This is a genomic window from Mesorhizobium sp. M0904, assembly GCF_040319475.1.
Lineage (GTDB): Bacteria > Pseudomonadota > Alphaproteobacteria > Rhizobiales > Rhizobiaceae > Mesorhizobium.
Genome location: NZ_JAMYOC010000018.1, coordinates 72,299 through 84,102, shown reverse-complemented (window position 1 = coordinate 84,102; position 11,804 = coordinate 72,299). Strand labels below are relative to the sequence as shown.

The 11,804-nt window shown below is 62.8% G+C and carries 16 protein-coding genes; 9 read left to right on the top strand and 7 right to left on the bottom strand.

Annotation, left to right across the window (positions count from 1 at the left end; translation table 11 throughout):
• Nucleotides 1–123 precede the first annotated feature (123 nt).
• On the top strand, nucleotides 124–597 hold the full coding sequence (locus tag NKH80_RS19775; RefSeq protein WP_352993100.1) for a VOC family protein: 474 nt from the start codon (nucleotides 124–126) through the stop codon (nucleotides 595–597).
• Between the two features lie 81 nt (nucleotides 598–678).
• The gene (locus NKH80_RS19770; RefSeq protein WP_352993041.1) at nucleotides 679–1,473 is read left to right on the top strand and encodes a class I SAM-dependent methyltransferase; all 795 of its coding nucleotides are present in this window, start codon (nucleotides 679–681) and stop codon (nucleotides 1,471–1,473) included.
• A gap of 33 nt (nucleotides 1,474–1,506) precedes the next feature.
• Here the strand turns inward: NKH80_RS19770 and NKH80_RS19765 are convergent, their stop codons facing one another.
• On the bottom strand, nucleotides 1,507–2,400 hold the full coding sequence (locus NKH80_RS19765; RefSeq protein WP_352506712.1) for a transcriptional regulator GcvA: 894 nt from the start codon (nucleotides 2,398–2,400) through the stop codon (nucleotides 1,507–1,509).
• 204 nt (nucleotides 2,401–2,604) lie between these two features.
• Between NKH80_RS19765 and NKH80_RS19760 the strand changes: the two genes are divergently transcribed.
• From NKH80_RS19760 to NKH80_RS19740, 5 genes are all read left to right on the top strand, one after another.
• The gene (locus NKH80_RS19760; RefSeq protein ID WP_352506711.1) at nucleotides 2,605–2,790 is read left to right on the top strand and encodes a DUF1127 domain-containing protein; all 186 of its coding nucleotides are present in this window, start codon (nucleotides 2,605–2,607) and stop codon (nucleotides 2,788–2,790) included.
• Nucleotides 2,791–2,863: 73 nt separating this feature from the next.
• Nucleotides 2,864–3,349, top strand: a complete 486-nt coding sequence (locus NKH80_RS19755) for a VOC family protein (protein ID WP_254819234.1) — start codon at nucleotides 2,864–2,866, stop codon at nucleotides 3,347–3,349.
• Complete coding sequence (locus tag NKH80_RS19750) at nucleotides 3,346–4,110, top strand: SDR family oxidoreductase (protein ID WP_352506710.1); 765 nt, start codon at nucleotides 3,346–3,348, stop codon at nucleotides 4,108–4,110. Before NKH80_RS19755 ends, NKH80_RS19750 begins: the two co-directional genes overlap by 4 nt.
• A 235-nt stretch (nucleotides 4,111–4,345) precedes the next feature.
• On the top strand, nucleotides 4,346–4,780 hold the full coding sequence (locus NKH80_RS19745) for an FKBP-type peptidyl-prolyl cis-trans isomerase (protein WP_352993039.1): 435 nt from the start codon (nucleotides 4,346–4,348) through the stop codon (nucleotides 4,778–4,780).
• A gap of 280 nt (nucleotides 4,781–5,060) precedes the next feature.
• Nucleotides 5,061–5,738, top strand: a complete 678-nt coding sequence (locus tag NKH80_RS19740; RefSeq protein WP_352506708.1) for an HAD family acid phosphatase — start codon at nucleotides 5,061–5,063, stop codon at nucleotides 5,736–5,738.
• Nucleotides 5,739–5,787: 49 nt separating this feature from the next.
• Here the strand turns inward: NKH80_RS19740 and NKH80_RS19735 are convergent, their stop codons facing one another.
• Entirely contained in the window at nucleotides 5,788–6,768 is a 981-nt protein-coding gene (locus tag NKH80_RS19735; RefSeq protein WP_352993037.1) for a quinone oxidoreductase family protein, read from the bottom strand.
• A 98-nt stretch (nucleotides 6,769–6,866) separates the two neighbouring features.
• On the opposite strand from NKH80_RS19735, the gene NKH80_RS19730 reads away from it, so the two are divergent.
• Entirely contained in the window at nucleotides 6,867–7,259 is a 393-nt protein-coding gene (locus NKH80_RS19730; protein WP_352646532.1) for a winged helix-turn-helix transcriptional regulator, read from the top strand.
• 75 nt (nucleotides 7,260–7,334) lie between these two features.
• On the opposite strand, the gene NKH80_RS19725 is transcribed toward NKH80_RS19730, so the two are convergent.
• Nucleotides 7,335–7,940, bottom strand: a complete 606-nt coding sequence (locus tag NKH80_RS19725) for an NADPH-dependent FMN reductase (RefSeq protein WP_352477902.1) — start codon at nucleotides 7,938–7,940, stop codon at nucleotides 7,335–7,337.
• Between the two features lie 90 nt (nucleotides 7,941–8,030).
• On the opposite strand from NKH80_RS19725, the gene NKH80_RS19720 reads away from it, so the two are divergent.
• A complete protein-coding gene (locus tag NKH80_RS19720; protein WP_254819229.1) occupies nucleotides 8,031–8,399 on the top strand; it encodes a winged helix-turn-helix transcriptional regulator in 369 nt (122 codons plus the stop codon).
• 50 nt (nucleotides 8,400–8,449) lie between these two features.
• On the opposite strand, the gene NKH80_RS19715 is transcribed toward NKH80_RS19720, so the two are convergent.
• From NKH80_RS19715 to NKH80_RS19700, 4 genes are all read right to left on the bottom strand, one after another.
• Nucleotides 8,450–8,770, bottom strand: a complete 321-nt coding sequence (locus NKH80_RS19715) for a hypothetical protein (protein ID WP_352737748.1) — start codon at nucleotides 8,768–8,770, stop codon at nucleotides 8,450–8,452.
• 143 nt (nucleotides 8,771–8,913) lie between these two features.
• On the bottom strand, nucleotides 8,914–9,309 hold the full coding sequence (locus NKH80_RS19710) for an acyl-CoA thioesterase (RefSeq protein WP_023678380.1): 396 nt from the start codon (nucleotides 9,307–9,309) through the stop codon (nucleotides 8,914–8,916).
• Nucleotides 9,310–9,540: 231 nt separating this feature from the next.
• Nucleotides 9,541–10,512: an MBL fold metallo-hydrolase gene (locus NKH80_RS19705; protein WP_352737747.1), complete on the bottom strand. Its 972-nt coding sequence runs from the start codon at nucleotides 10,510–10,512 to the stop codon at nucleotides 9,541–9,543.
• 281 nt (nucleotides 10,513–10,793) lie between these two features.
• Nucleotides 10,794–11,720, bottom strand: coding sequence for a LysR family transcriptional regulator (locus tag NKH80_RS19700; RefSeq protein WP_352506700.1), 927 nt, complete (start codon nucleotides 11,718–11,720; stop codon nucleotides 10,794–10,796).
• Between the last annotated feature and the right edge of the window lie 84 nt (nucleotides 11,721–11,804).

Sequence of the window (11,804 nt, the reverse complement as noted above, 5' to 3'; positions counted from 1 at the left end):
TCGGAACGTCGATGGCACGAGCGCATTTCCATGTCCGGTGCAACGCCGAGGCCAGCTGTGAAAAACCCGGGTTGATTTCAAAAGCCCAGATTGATTTCGAAAGCAAAGGGACCAGCAATGACAATCGCCAAGAACACGATCTGCCTTTGGTACGACAAGGACGCCGAGGCTGCGGCCCGTTTCTATTCCGAGACTTTTCCTGACAGCTCGGTGAAATCCGTCCACCGCGCTCCCAGCGACTACCCGTCCGGCAAGGCCGGCGACGTGCTGACGGTCGAGTTCACGGTCGCCGGCATCCCCTGTCTCGGCCTCAATGGCGGGCCCGCGTTCAAACACAACGAAGCCTTCTCCTTCCAGATCGCCACCGACGATCAGCAGGAGACCGACCGCTATTGGAACGCCATAGTCGGCAATGGCGGCCAGGAAAGTGCGTGCGGCTGGTGCAAGGACAAATGGGGCATCTCCTGGCAAATCACGCCGCGCGTGGTGACCGAAGCGATGGCCGCCGGCGGCGATGAAGCAAAGCGCGCATTCGAAGCGATGATGGAGATGAAAAAGATCGACGTTGCAGCGATCGAGGCGGCGCGGCGCGGCTGACAGTTCGGGGTCAGCCCGACGCGAAAAGATCAGGGCAGAGCGGCCGGAAATGCTGCCGGCCCACCTCCAGACAGGCGTGCGATGGTGTTGAACTGCGCTGAGTTTTACGACGCCGAACTGCGACGGCACAACGAGGTCTTCAGGGCTGCGGTCAAGGCGGGAACGCGCGATCGCGTGCTCGATATCGGATGCGGTTCGGGACAATCCTCTCGTGATGCCGCCCGTGTCGCGGTGGAAGGCAGCGTGCTCGGCGTGGACCTATCGGCGCGGATGCTCGAGATCGCCCGGAGCCGTAGCGCCGAAGAAGGATTGCGAAACGTCGCCTTCGAGCGCGGCGATGCGCAATTGCTGGTATTTCCGCCTGCCGGCTTCGATCTGTGCATCAGTCGCTTTGGTGTGATGTTCTTTGCCGATCCGGCGGCGGCGTTCGCCAATATCGGCCGGGCGATGCGACCGGGGGCGCGTCTTGTATGGATGGTATGGCAGGGCCCGGACCGCAACGAGTGGGCGACTGCCATTCAGCGGGCGATTGCGCCGGGGACCGCCATATCGGCGGGCGCCGCCACCCCATTTTCGCTTGGCGACCCCGCCATCACCGCGGAGATCTTGCGTGCATCCGGTTTTGTTTCGGTCGACTTTGCCGAAGTGCGTGAGCCGGTCTTCTACGGCCAGGACGTCGATGCGGCCTATGACGCTTTGCTTGGCCTGCAACTGGTTAAGGATCCGCTCGCCCGCGCGGATGTGGATGTCGACGCGGCGCTACGGCGGTTGCGCGATCTGCTCGACGCGCACTTGACCGCGGACGGTGTGCTTTTCGACTCGCGCGCCTGGATCATCACCGCAGTTCGGGTGAGCCGACAGTCACCGGGCGATTGACCCGTCGACGATCCTGTTCTCTCGGCCTTCCCGTCAGTCCATTTGCGGCGTGACTTCTGAAAGCAGCCAATCCCTGAAAGCCTTGACCTTGCGCTGACGGATCGCCTCCGGCGGGTAGACGAGATAGAAGCTGGAAGGGGATTTCAGGGCGTGGCCGAAGGGGCGGACAAGCCGCCCGGCGGCGAGGTCGGCCGCAACGAGCATGGTCCGACCCAGCACCACCCCCTCGCCTTGTGCAGCCGACTCCATGGCAAAGGTGGCAGAGTCGAAGGTAATCCCGCTCTGCGGGTCCACGCCCTCGACCCCGGCGCTCGCCAGCCAGGTCGCCCAGTCGATCGGAAAGCTGTCACGGATCAGCGTGTGGTGTCTGAGGTCCTGAGGCGTGCGCAGCGGATGCGCACCCTCAAGAAGCTTTGGGCTGCACACTGGAAACACCTCCTCGCCGGTGAGGAACTCCGACGTGAGCCCCGGATAGTTTCCGCTGCCATAACGGACGGCGACATCGATGCCGTCGCCGAGGAAGTTGGTCAGCTTCCCGCTCGTCGAAACCCGTACATCGATGTCGCCATGCGCACGGTGAAAGCGGTAGAGGCGTGGCACCAGCCATCTCCCCGCGAAGCCATCGGAGGTGCTGACGTTCAGTGTCGAGCTCGAATAGCGGGCCGTTGCCGCAGCAGTGGCGGCGGCCAACTGGTCGAGCACCTCGCGCACCGCCCGCGCATAGGGCTCGCCGACGGCGGTCAGGCTCACCGAACGCGTACCGCGCTCGAACAACTGCACACCGAGCTGATCCTCAAGGTTCTTGATCGCCCGGCTGATCGCACCGTGGGTGACATGAAGTTCCTCTGCCGCCTTGGAGAAACTCAACAGGCGCGCCGCCGCTTCGAAGCTCGGCAAGGTGGTGAGGGGAGGCAGCTTCCGGGGCATGGATCGATACCTATATGTGAGCGATGCTCACACATTGTCGCCGATAAGTCGTTTGTCGTCCAGGCCGGAAGACGGCATGTTTGCTCGCGTATTCAGTCATTCACCGCCGCTGCAAAAGGCGATTTGATGTGACTTATACTCTCGCTGACGAAAGTCGCGGGGCAACTGCTGAAACCAAAACTGCCGCCACTCTGGGAGAGCACCATGAACGCCAAACGAGTTGAACCCATCGTCGACGTCCTGACCGGCATGGCCGGCCGCATCCTCGCCTCGAGCAGCCGGCGCCGGACCGAGCGGCAGATTGCACGCTTCTCGACCCGCCGGCTCGAAGACCTCGGGTTTGCCCGCGACTGGGACGGCTCGGTCTATCGGCCGTCGGACTACCGCTAAGCCTGAATGAAAGCAACAGCGGACAGGCTCTTCGCCAAAAATCGCTGCCGCAAGGAATTAACGGAGAACGGACATGGCCACCATCCACCCATTCCTCTGGTTCAACACCGACGCCAAGGAGGCCCGCGATTTCTACCTCTCGGTCTTCAAGAACAGCAAAGCGCTCCAGACGCTCGAATACACCGACTGGGTGTCCGGAACCAACAAGACGGTCCCGCATGCCACCTTCGATTTCGAGCTCGAGGGTCTGCACCTTACAGCGCTCAATGCCGGGCCGCAGCCGCCTTTCAACGAGCGGCTCTCACTCTACATCGAGACCAGGGACCAGGCCGAGACAGACTACTACTATGAGGCGCTCACCGCCGGCGGCGGCAGGGAACAACCCTGCGGCTGGCTCACCGACAAGTTCGGCGTCTACTGGCAGGTCATCCCGGAAATCCTGCCGCGGCTCAGCGCCGACCCGGACCGCGAAAAGGCCAACCGCGTCCGGCAGGCGATGTACGGGATGCGCAAGATCATCATCGCCGACCTCGAAGCCGCCTACGACGGCAAAGCTTGACCCTCACCGAAATCGCAAACGAATGGAGACCTCCCATGACATCGCTCGTGGACAGGAAAGTCATCGTCATCGGCGGCAGCTCCGGCATCGGTCTCGGCGTCGCGGAAGCTGCTCTCAATTGCGGAGCGAAGGTCGTGATCGTCAGCCGGTCGCCCGCGAAACTGCAGGCGGCCGAACGGACGCTCAATACGGGGCACGTGACCAGCTTGGTTGCCGATATGACCGACGAAGCGGACGTCGCTCGCCTGTTCGAGGAGATCGGTCCCTTCGACCACCTGGTATCGACCGCCGGAACACTGCCGCCCGGCGATCCGATCGGCAGTACCGACATGGAGGCTGTGCGAGGCTTCGTCGACAACAAGCTGATTGGGGCCGTCATGCTCTCCAAGCACGCTGTGCGCACCCTGAAGGCCGGTGGCTCCATGACCTTCACCTCGGGCATCAACAAGGACAAGCCGCCAGTGCCGGGAGGCTCGGTCGTCTCAGCGATTGCCGGCTCATTCAGCTACTTCGCCCGCGCCCTGGCGCTCGAACTGGCCCCGACGCGCGTCAATGTCGTGTCTCCCGGATGGGTCGACACACCGATGTGGGACATTGTTGGAGAAGCCAAATCCAGCTTCTTTGCCGACATGGCTGCCCGGTTGCCGTCGAGAAAAATTCCGACCGCTGCGGACGTCGCCGCCGCCTATGTCTACCTCATGGAAAGCGAGTTCACGACCGGCGAGACAATCCGCATCGATGGCGGCCATAACCTGATCTAGCCGCCATTTGCACGCCGCCTGAATGGGTTGAGTCGGCATGACCCGCTAGTCCGGCGCACTCCTGCCGAAGGCGACGAACGCTGGCGGATCATGCCGGCGTAGCCCAATCGGGGTTTACATCGGCAGCCAGGTCCCTAGTTTTAGCGTTTCGCGCCGCGCACCCGAGTGCGTGGATGATCGAGGACGGGACTGTGAGCTCTGGCCGGCCCCTCGAAACTTTCAAAGGATGGCTATCATGACACAGGCCAAGAATGGCGACACCGTGCGCATCAATTACAATGGCCGCCTGGCTGACGGCACTCAGTTCGATTCTTCCGGCAACGAACCGCTGCAATTCACGTTGGGTGAAGGACAAGTGATCGCCGGTCTCGAAACCCATGTCGAGGGTATGGAGGTGGGCGCGAAAAGCACCGTCACCATTCCCGCCGACGCCGCCTATGGCCCCCACCGCCCCGAAGCGGTGATGACCGTCGACCGCGCCCGCGTGCCAGACAACATCAACGTCGATATCGGCACTCGATTGCAGGTCAGAACCGCAGAGGGGCGCCCGATGCCGGTAACAGTCGTCGGCGTGGACGACACCAGCGTCAAGCTCGACGGCAATCATCCTTTGGCGGGACGGGATCTGGTGTTCGACGTTGAACTGGTCAAGATCGTTCAGGCGGCGTAGGCACGGCAAAGCGCGTAACGGCATGATTTTTCGGGTGACGCATTTCGACCGGCGGTTCCGGCGGTGCGTCACCTGTCGGGGGCAAAGACCGCGACGGCGGAAATCGTGTAGCGTGCAGCAACCCATAGAGACATTCGGCATCTGGAATGTCCAATTCAGCGTCGCAGTCTCGAGGACCTGTGGAAGACCTCGCTTGACAGCCGACTTCTCGTGACTGCAAAGTCTCGTGATGCGGGCGATTGGTTGGAATAGAATTGCGCGTGTCGGGGCAATCGTGCTGATGATCGGCACAAATGTTCCTGGGCCGGCGCGTTCCGACTCGCTCCTTCTCACAAGCCCGTCCCAGCCAGCCAATGTCGGCGATGCGATGCTGGCGGCTGCCAATTATCATGATTCCGGCGACTATGATCGCGACCTTGCCGCTGTGGCGAAGCAGGCAGGCGACTGGGTCGTCAAGCGCGCAATGGAGGTGCCTCGCCCCGCACTGGTGCTCGACATCGACGAGACGGCGTTGGCCAACTGGGAAGTGATCACACGTGACAATTTCGGCCGCCCGATCGGCGGCGCCTGCGACATCGCAATCGACGGCCCCTGTGGCTGGGCCGCCTGGGATCAGCTTGCGAAGGATCCGGCTATCGACCCTGTGCTGGAGGTTTTCCGGCAGGCGCGAACGGCGAAAGTCGCGGTGTTCTTCATCACCGGACGTCCGGAGGACCAACGTCAGGCAACCGAACAGAACCTGCAGTCGGCCGGCTATGCCGGCTATGAGCACCTTTACATGGTCCAGCCTGGGGCCAAATACGGCTCCGCAGCAGATTTCAAGGCACCCATAAGGGCCGAAATCGAAAAGGCCGGCTACACGATAATTGCCAATGTCGGTGACCAGCCATCCGACCTGTTCGGGGGGCATGCCGAGAAGCTGTTCCTGCTGCCTAATCCGTTCTACCGGGTTCGCTGACGGCCTGTACGGCACAAGCCCGGATCCTCGGCTCCTTGCCGACCACCTGCTAAGGTATCAAGACGACCTTGCCGGTTGCGCCGCGCTCCTCCAGCAGGCGGTGTGCGTGGCTGGCCTGGTCGAGTGGGAAGCGGCCACCTTTGGTCACCACAAGCTGACCACCAGCGGCCAGATCGAAAAGTTCCAAAAGGCCGTCACGGAGCCCGTTCGTAGACAGCAACGGAAGCAGGGCAAAACCCCTCAGCGACTGGTTGCGGCCGATCATCGCCTCCATCTCCGGGGCGCCGAGCGCGTATCTGCCAAGGGCGGCAAACACCAGCTCTCCGCAAGGCGCCAGGGCCTCGAGCGCGGCCGCCGTCAGCGGGCCGCCGACGATGTCGTAGATGATGTCGACGCCAGCGCCACCTGTCGCTGCCCGGGCGTGCTCGGGCCAATCCGCGTTGCTGTAGTCGACGGCGGCATCGGCTCCCAGCGACAAAGCAAGATCGAGCTTGGCCTTGCTGCCGGCTGCCGCGATGACACGGCTCGCGCCGGCGCGCTTGGCAAGCTGGACGAGCAACGAACCGACGCCACCCGCGGCAGCGGCGACCAGCACCGATTTGCCGGCCGGCCGGCTTTGCCGCGATAGATGCAGCGCCGTCAGCCCTTGCACCATCAATGCCGTCGCGTCTTCGAACGAGAGCGCATCCGGCAGCGGCACGGCCAGGCTTGCGTCGATCGTCACATACTCGGCATAGCCGCCAAACGGCTGGCTTGAGGCGAACAACGGCGCAGCGACGCGCATGCCGAGCAAGGAAGCCTCCACCCCATGCCCAAGCGCCTCCACGATCCCGGCGGCCTCGACACCAGGGATCATCGGCAGCTGCGGCGTCACCGCATAGCGATCCGCGCGCATCAGCACTTCGAAGAAATTCACCCCGGCCGCATGAACGCGGACCAGGACCTCGCCGGCTTGCGGCTCAGGCTTCGGCACCGCGACTATCTCGAGAACGTCGGCCTCGCCGAAACGGTTCAGTTGAATAGCTCTCATCGCAGGCACCGATTGCTGTTGGCATCGGCCGCTGTTTGCCACTATCTGCCTGGCTTCGACTACACACCGATTTGTCCGCTGCTGACCGGGAGGTGACCATGACCAAGCTGATCAAGAGGCTGCCGATGCTGCCGGCGGAGCGCGCGCTGAAAGTGATTTCGGGCCGCTGGAAGGCCGTCATCCTGTACCATCTCTTCGACAGGCCCCGGCGGCTGTCGGCGCTGCAGGCGCTGATGCCCGGCATTACCCAGAAAGTGCTGATCCAGCAGCTTCGCGAAATGGAAGAGCACGGCCTCGTCCGCCGCGAGATCTTTGCCGAGATCCCCTCGCGCGTCGAGTATTCGGCGACGCGGCTCGGCCTCAGCCTCGAGCCGATCCTGCTGGCACTTTGCAAGTGGGGCCAGCATCACGCCGACGAGCTGAACGAGATGGACCGCCTTGCCGATTGCATCATCAGGCCACGGCAAGCGCAGGACGCCCATGCCGTGTGAAACAAAAGGGGCGGCGCATGCGCCGCCCCAATGCTTGGGAGAATTAATCCTTGGGAGGACTGTTCGAACCTATGCTCAGGCCGCCTTGACTTCCTCGGCGACGGCATCGGCCTGACGCGCCGTCTTCAGCACCCTCGCCCACCATGCAATGTCGTTGACCAGCGCGGTTGCCGCCTGGTTGAGGTGCTCGAACTCGTCGAGCTTCTTGTCGCCTTGCTTGACCGCAAGGAAATCGGCCCAGGAGATGTGTACGGCGGACTTCACCGGCGCCATCTGCAACTCGACCGCATGCAGCCTCAGCTGCTCGACCGCGCGCGCGCCACCGACGCTGCCATACCCGACGAAGCCGGCCGGCTTCTTGTTCCACTCGTTGGCGGCGTAGTCGATGGCGTTCTTCAGAACGGCCGTCGGGCCATGATTGTATTCGGCGGCGGTGAAGATGAAGCCGTCGAATCCGGCGACCTTCTTTTGCCAGCGCTGCGCCACTTCGTTCTGCGACGGCGCCCAGGCGGAGGATGCGACCTCATCGAAGAACGGCAGCGGGAAATCGCGCAGGTCGACGACTTCGACGTCGATATCGGCATGCGACTTGGCGATCCTGGCAATCCATTGGGCCGGGACGTCGGCAAAGCGCGCGGCGCGGGTCGAACCAATGACGATGGCGATTTTGGGTTTTGACATAGAGGGGCTCTCCTTACAGCAATACTGGTATCGTTTAGATACCTGAGCTATATGAGTAACCGGCCGCTCAATGTGCAAGGAGGCACTTTTTTGTTACCAAGGCACCCGCACCGCACCGAGGACTGCCGCGCCGTCTCGGAAATCCTGCAGCGCGTCGGTGACAAATGGACTGTGCTCGTCGTTGGCAAACTCGGCAACGGGCCGCTGCGTTTCAACGAGTTGCGCAGCGCGGTCGGCGGCATTTCGCAAAAGATGCTGACCACCACCTTGCGCGGGCTCGAGCGCGACGGCTTCGTCACCCGCACCGTATTCCCGACCATCCCGCCGCGGGTCGACTACGAATTGACCGATCTTGGCTACGAGCTGCTGGTGCCGGTCGATGCGCTCGGCGAATGGGCACGCAAGAACACGGAGCGCGTCAAGGCCGCGCGAGAAAAATTCGACGCCATGCACAGCTGAACCCTTGCGCTGCAAGGGTTTGAAGCTGTCGGGGATGCTCCGGACGAGCCCTACTGCTGTAACTGCATCTTGCTCTTCGGCAGCTTCTCGATCCGGTTCCATTTCGGGTTGGGACTGACCACCTTGCCGCCAATCGTGCAGGTCGTGGTCGTCTCCTTGCGGCAATTGCTCACCGTCGTGCCGCTGGTGTCGCATTTCGTCGCCGAGCAGATCTCGCACTTGGCCGCCTGCCCGTTGATTGTGCGATTTTCCGACGTGCAGGTGGCGCCTGGATCGCCTTTTTTGACCTCGGCAAAGGCGCTTGCTGACGACAGGCAGAGCAAGGCTGCAAAGGCACTCGCCAGGGCAGCGTTCAGCATGTGTTGACGCATTGTCTTTCCTCCCAAGATCCCGTCGGTCGCGCTGCAGGCGCGCATGCGGGAACCCGTCGGTCAAAGACCACGCGGGATCGCTGTCCGCATCCCCCGCGCGGGAGAGACTGCTGTCTAAATCCGTCTTCTGGAATCAGGCCGGGTCAGCCTTCGGCCGGAACCGCCTTCGGCTTGCCTTCGCCGTCCAGCGCCACCATGACGAAGTCGGCATGGGTGACCTTCTCCATCAGGTCGGAGAGATAGCGCTGCGCCCAGGCCTCGACCTTGAGCGTCATCGAGGTGCGGCCGACGCGTTCGACATGCGTATAGATGCACAGCGTGTCGCCGATCTTCATCGGTTTGGCGAAGGACATTTCCTTCACCGCCGCCGTCACCACGCGGCCCTTGGCGCGCTCGGCGGCGCGGATGCCGCAGGCGAGATCCATCTGCGCCATCACCCAGCCGCCAAAAATGTCGCCTGCCGCATTGGCGTCCGAAGGCATAGCCAGCGTCCTGAGCGTAAGATCGCCGATCGGCCGCCCGTCCGCATAATGCACCATTGGCCAATCCTCTCGAACCGATCGCCCAGACCCCGTACCGTCGCGGCACGGACAGGTCAACGCCATTGAATGGTGTCGCGGCCTGCAGTTCGGGTATCGGTCGACGGTGTTGAAAGGATGCTGTGCGCAGCTAGACGAGCCCAACCAGTAGGATTGCATTCTATGGCCGAGGTGAGAAGGCTGGCGCGCCCGATGGCGCGACAGAACCAAGCCCTCGCCGATAGCCGTGCTTCACAAAGCGGGCCAGGGTGTCGGGACGTAGGCGTAGGCGTTGCCGTCGCGGATGACATGACCGATGCCTGGGAAGGGCAGGTGCATACCCGCGACGAGCAGGCCATCCGCCGACACCATGTCGAGCACCTTCTTGCGCGTGGCGATTGCGGCCTCCTGGTCCACGTCGAAGGCGATTGCCCATTCCGGATGCGCAAATTGCAGCGCGGAGGCGTGGATTACGTCAGTCAAGAGCAGCAGGTTGGCATCACCAGAGCCAATTCGAAGCGCGAGATGCCCCGGCGTGTGTCCAGGCGCAGGCAACGCGCTGATCCCGGGCGCGATCTCGACCTCGCCTTTGATCTTCCGGACCTTGCCATGGTAAGGCAGCAGCGATTTGCGCGCTATTTCGAAGTACGGCTTCATCTGGTCGGGCGCCTTGAACCGTATCCCGTCATCGTGCCAGAAAGCGAATTCCGGCGCGGCAACCACGACCTCCGCTGCCGGGAAGGCGGCCGTGCCGCCAATACCGACAAGGCCGTTGGCATGGTCGGGATGGAGGTGGGTGATGATTATCGTGTCGATTTCTTCCGGCCCGACGCCAGCGGCGGCGAGCGCCTCGGGTATATGTCCCAGTATGGGCCCCAGCGCCGATGCCGTGCCGGTATCGATCAGTACCCGTCTGTCGCCTTTGGTGACAAGGTAAGCATTGACCGAGGTCGGGAGTGGTTTTGGCAGGAATGCCTTTGCCAGCAGCGCTTCGGCGGCAGCGGTATCTGCGGAAGGGAAGAGTTCGAGGCCGAGATTGAGGTAGCCGTCGCTCAGTGCTGTGATCTCGAGGTCGCCGAGCATGAACCTGTGGGCGCTCGCAAGCGAAGCCGGAGACGGGGCGGCGATAGCCGCAGCGTTGCTCCCAAAGAGGCTGATCGGGGGAAGTAGCAGGGCGCCGGCACTAAAGGTGCCGATACCGAACGTTCGACGGTTGATATTCATGGTCTTGTCTTTCGAATTGCAGCTGAAAGCTGGGCGCAGGGTACGGGATCGCCGCAGGGCGGATGCCGACCGCTCGGACCACTCCATGGAAATGGAAGACCTTCGGGCGGGTCGGCGCTGTTCACGGCGAACTCCTTGCGACATCAATAATGCGCCTCACAAACTGCGGGAATAGCGATGGGATGCAGTTCACTGCTGCAGATTATGCAGCAGTGAACTTAAGTGGGTAAGGCCGCTGGTTTGGCCCTCCGAACGGCCTCGCTGAGCCCCGGCTTGGCCGCCTACTGGACAGGTTGCCGGGGTTCGAGCGCTCGGCGCAACGTCGGCGCCTCTTGCTCGATATGATCCCACAGCCGGTTCGAGATCGGCCCGTGCGGCCGGTCGCGGCGGCGCGCCACCACCAACTCCTCGGTGCGGCCTGGCAGATGACGGCCGGCAACGGATTGCAGGCGTCCGTCGCGCAGCTCATCCTCGATCAGGAAGCGGGGCATGTGGCCCCACGCGAGGCCCTGCAGGATGATTTCCTTCTTCATCCCCTGGTCGGCCACCATGCATTGAGGCGCACCCTCGATCATGAAGTAGTCTTGTTGCGGTGAATGGCGGGCCGTGTCGCGCATGACACATTGGGTGAACGCGTGCATCTGATCCGGCGTGATGGGGTGCTTGATGCGCTCCGGTAGAAAGCCCGACGCCACTACGGGAACGAATGGCACCTTGCACAGATCGATCCATTCCACCCGCGGATCGCTCTTGTCGATCCAGTGCAGGATCAAATCGGCTTCGTCATCGAAGAGGCGCTCCCACGGGCCGCCCACCGCCTCGAAATGCAGGTGCAGGCGTGTGCCCGGACACTGGGCGAAGAACCGTCCGAGCATGCCCAGTGCCTGCGGGCGCGGGCACAGGTCGCCGATCACCACATGGATCTCGCTTTCTTCGCCCATTGACAGCTGAGCAGCATGAAGCCGCAAGCCCTCGAGCTCGCGCAGCAGCGATTGTGCCCTGCGATGGAACGACAGCCCTGCCTCGGTGGGGCGCACGCGATAGCCGCTGCGATCCAAGAGAACGAGGTCGAGTTGCCGCTCCAGCTTTGCAACGGCTGCGAACACCGCCGGGTGCGAGCGATGCAGCATGGCCGCCGCAGGCTGAAAGCCGCCGCAGCGGACCACGGCATCGAAGCATTGCAGGTCGTGCAGGGTGAATTCGGCCATGTCAGCTTCTATTACAGAGATAGTCCTATCTTTGTAATATCATCAAAAGCGCGCCGCAACTAGGCTTTGCCACATTCAACGCTC

What these genes read in the sequence shown, in the direction of transcription:
- NKH80_RS19710 (WP_023678380.1), bottom strand. Translation starts at nt 9,309, where the DNA reads ATGGTGCATTATGCGGACGGGCGGCCGATCGGCGATCTTACGCTCAGG.
- NKH80_RS19700 (WP_352506700.1), bottom strand. Translation starts at nt 11,720, where the DNA reads ATGGCCGAATTCACCCTGCACGACCTGCAATGCTTCGATGCCGTGGTC.
- NKH80_RS19740 (WP_352506708.1), top strand. Translation starts at nt 5,061, where the DNA reads ATGATCGGCACAAATGTTCCTGGGCCGGCGCGTTCCGACTCGCTCCTT.
- NKH80_RS19735 (WP_352993037.1), bottom strand. Translation starts at nt 6,768, where the DNA reads ATGAGAGCTATTCAACTGAACCGTTTCGGCGAGGCCGACGTTCTCGAG.
- NKH80_RS19765 (WP_352506712.1), bottom strand. Translation starts at nt 2,400, where the DNA reads ATGCCCCGGAAGCTGCCTCCCCTCACCACCTTGCCGAGCTTCGAAGCG.
- NKH80_RS19760 (WP_352506711.1), top strand. Translation starts at nt 2,605, where the DNA reads ATGAACGCCAAACGAGTTGAACCCATCGTCGACGTCCTGACCGGCATG.
- NKH80_RS19705 (WP_352737747.1), bottom strand. Translation starts at nt 10,512, where the DNA reads ATGAATATCAACCGTCGAACGTTCGGTATCGGCACCTTTAGTGCCGGC.
- NKH80_RS19770 (WP_352993041.1), top strand. Translation starts at nt 679, where the DNA reads ATGGTGTTGAACTGCGCTGAGTTTTACGACGCCGAACTGCGACGGCAC.
- NKH80_RS19745 (WP_352993039.1), top strand. Translation starts at nt 4,346, where the DNA reads ATGACACAGGCCAAGAATGGCGACACCGTGCGCATCAATTACAATGGC.
- NKH80_RS19730 (WP_352646532.1), top strand. Translation starts at nt 6,867, where the DNA reads ATGACCAAGCTGATCAAGAGGCTGCCGATGCTGCCGGCGGAGCGCGCG.
- NKH80_RS19755 (WP_254819234.1), top strand. Translation starts at nt 2,864, where the DNA reads ATGGCCACCATCCACCCATTCCTCTGGTTCAACACCGACGCCAAGGAG.
- NKH80_RS19715 (WP_352737748.1), bottom strand. Translation starts at nt 8,770, where the DNA reads ATGCGTCAACACATGCTGAACGCTGCCCTGGCGAGTGCCTTTGCAGCC.
- NKH80_RS19725 (WP_352477902.1), bottom strand. Translation starts at nt 7,940, where the DNA reads ATGTCAAAACCCAAAATCGCCATCGTCATTGGTTCGACCCGCGCCGCG.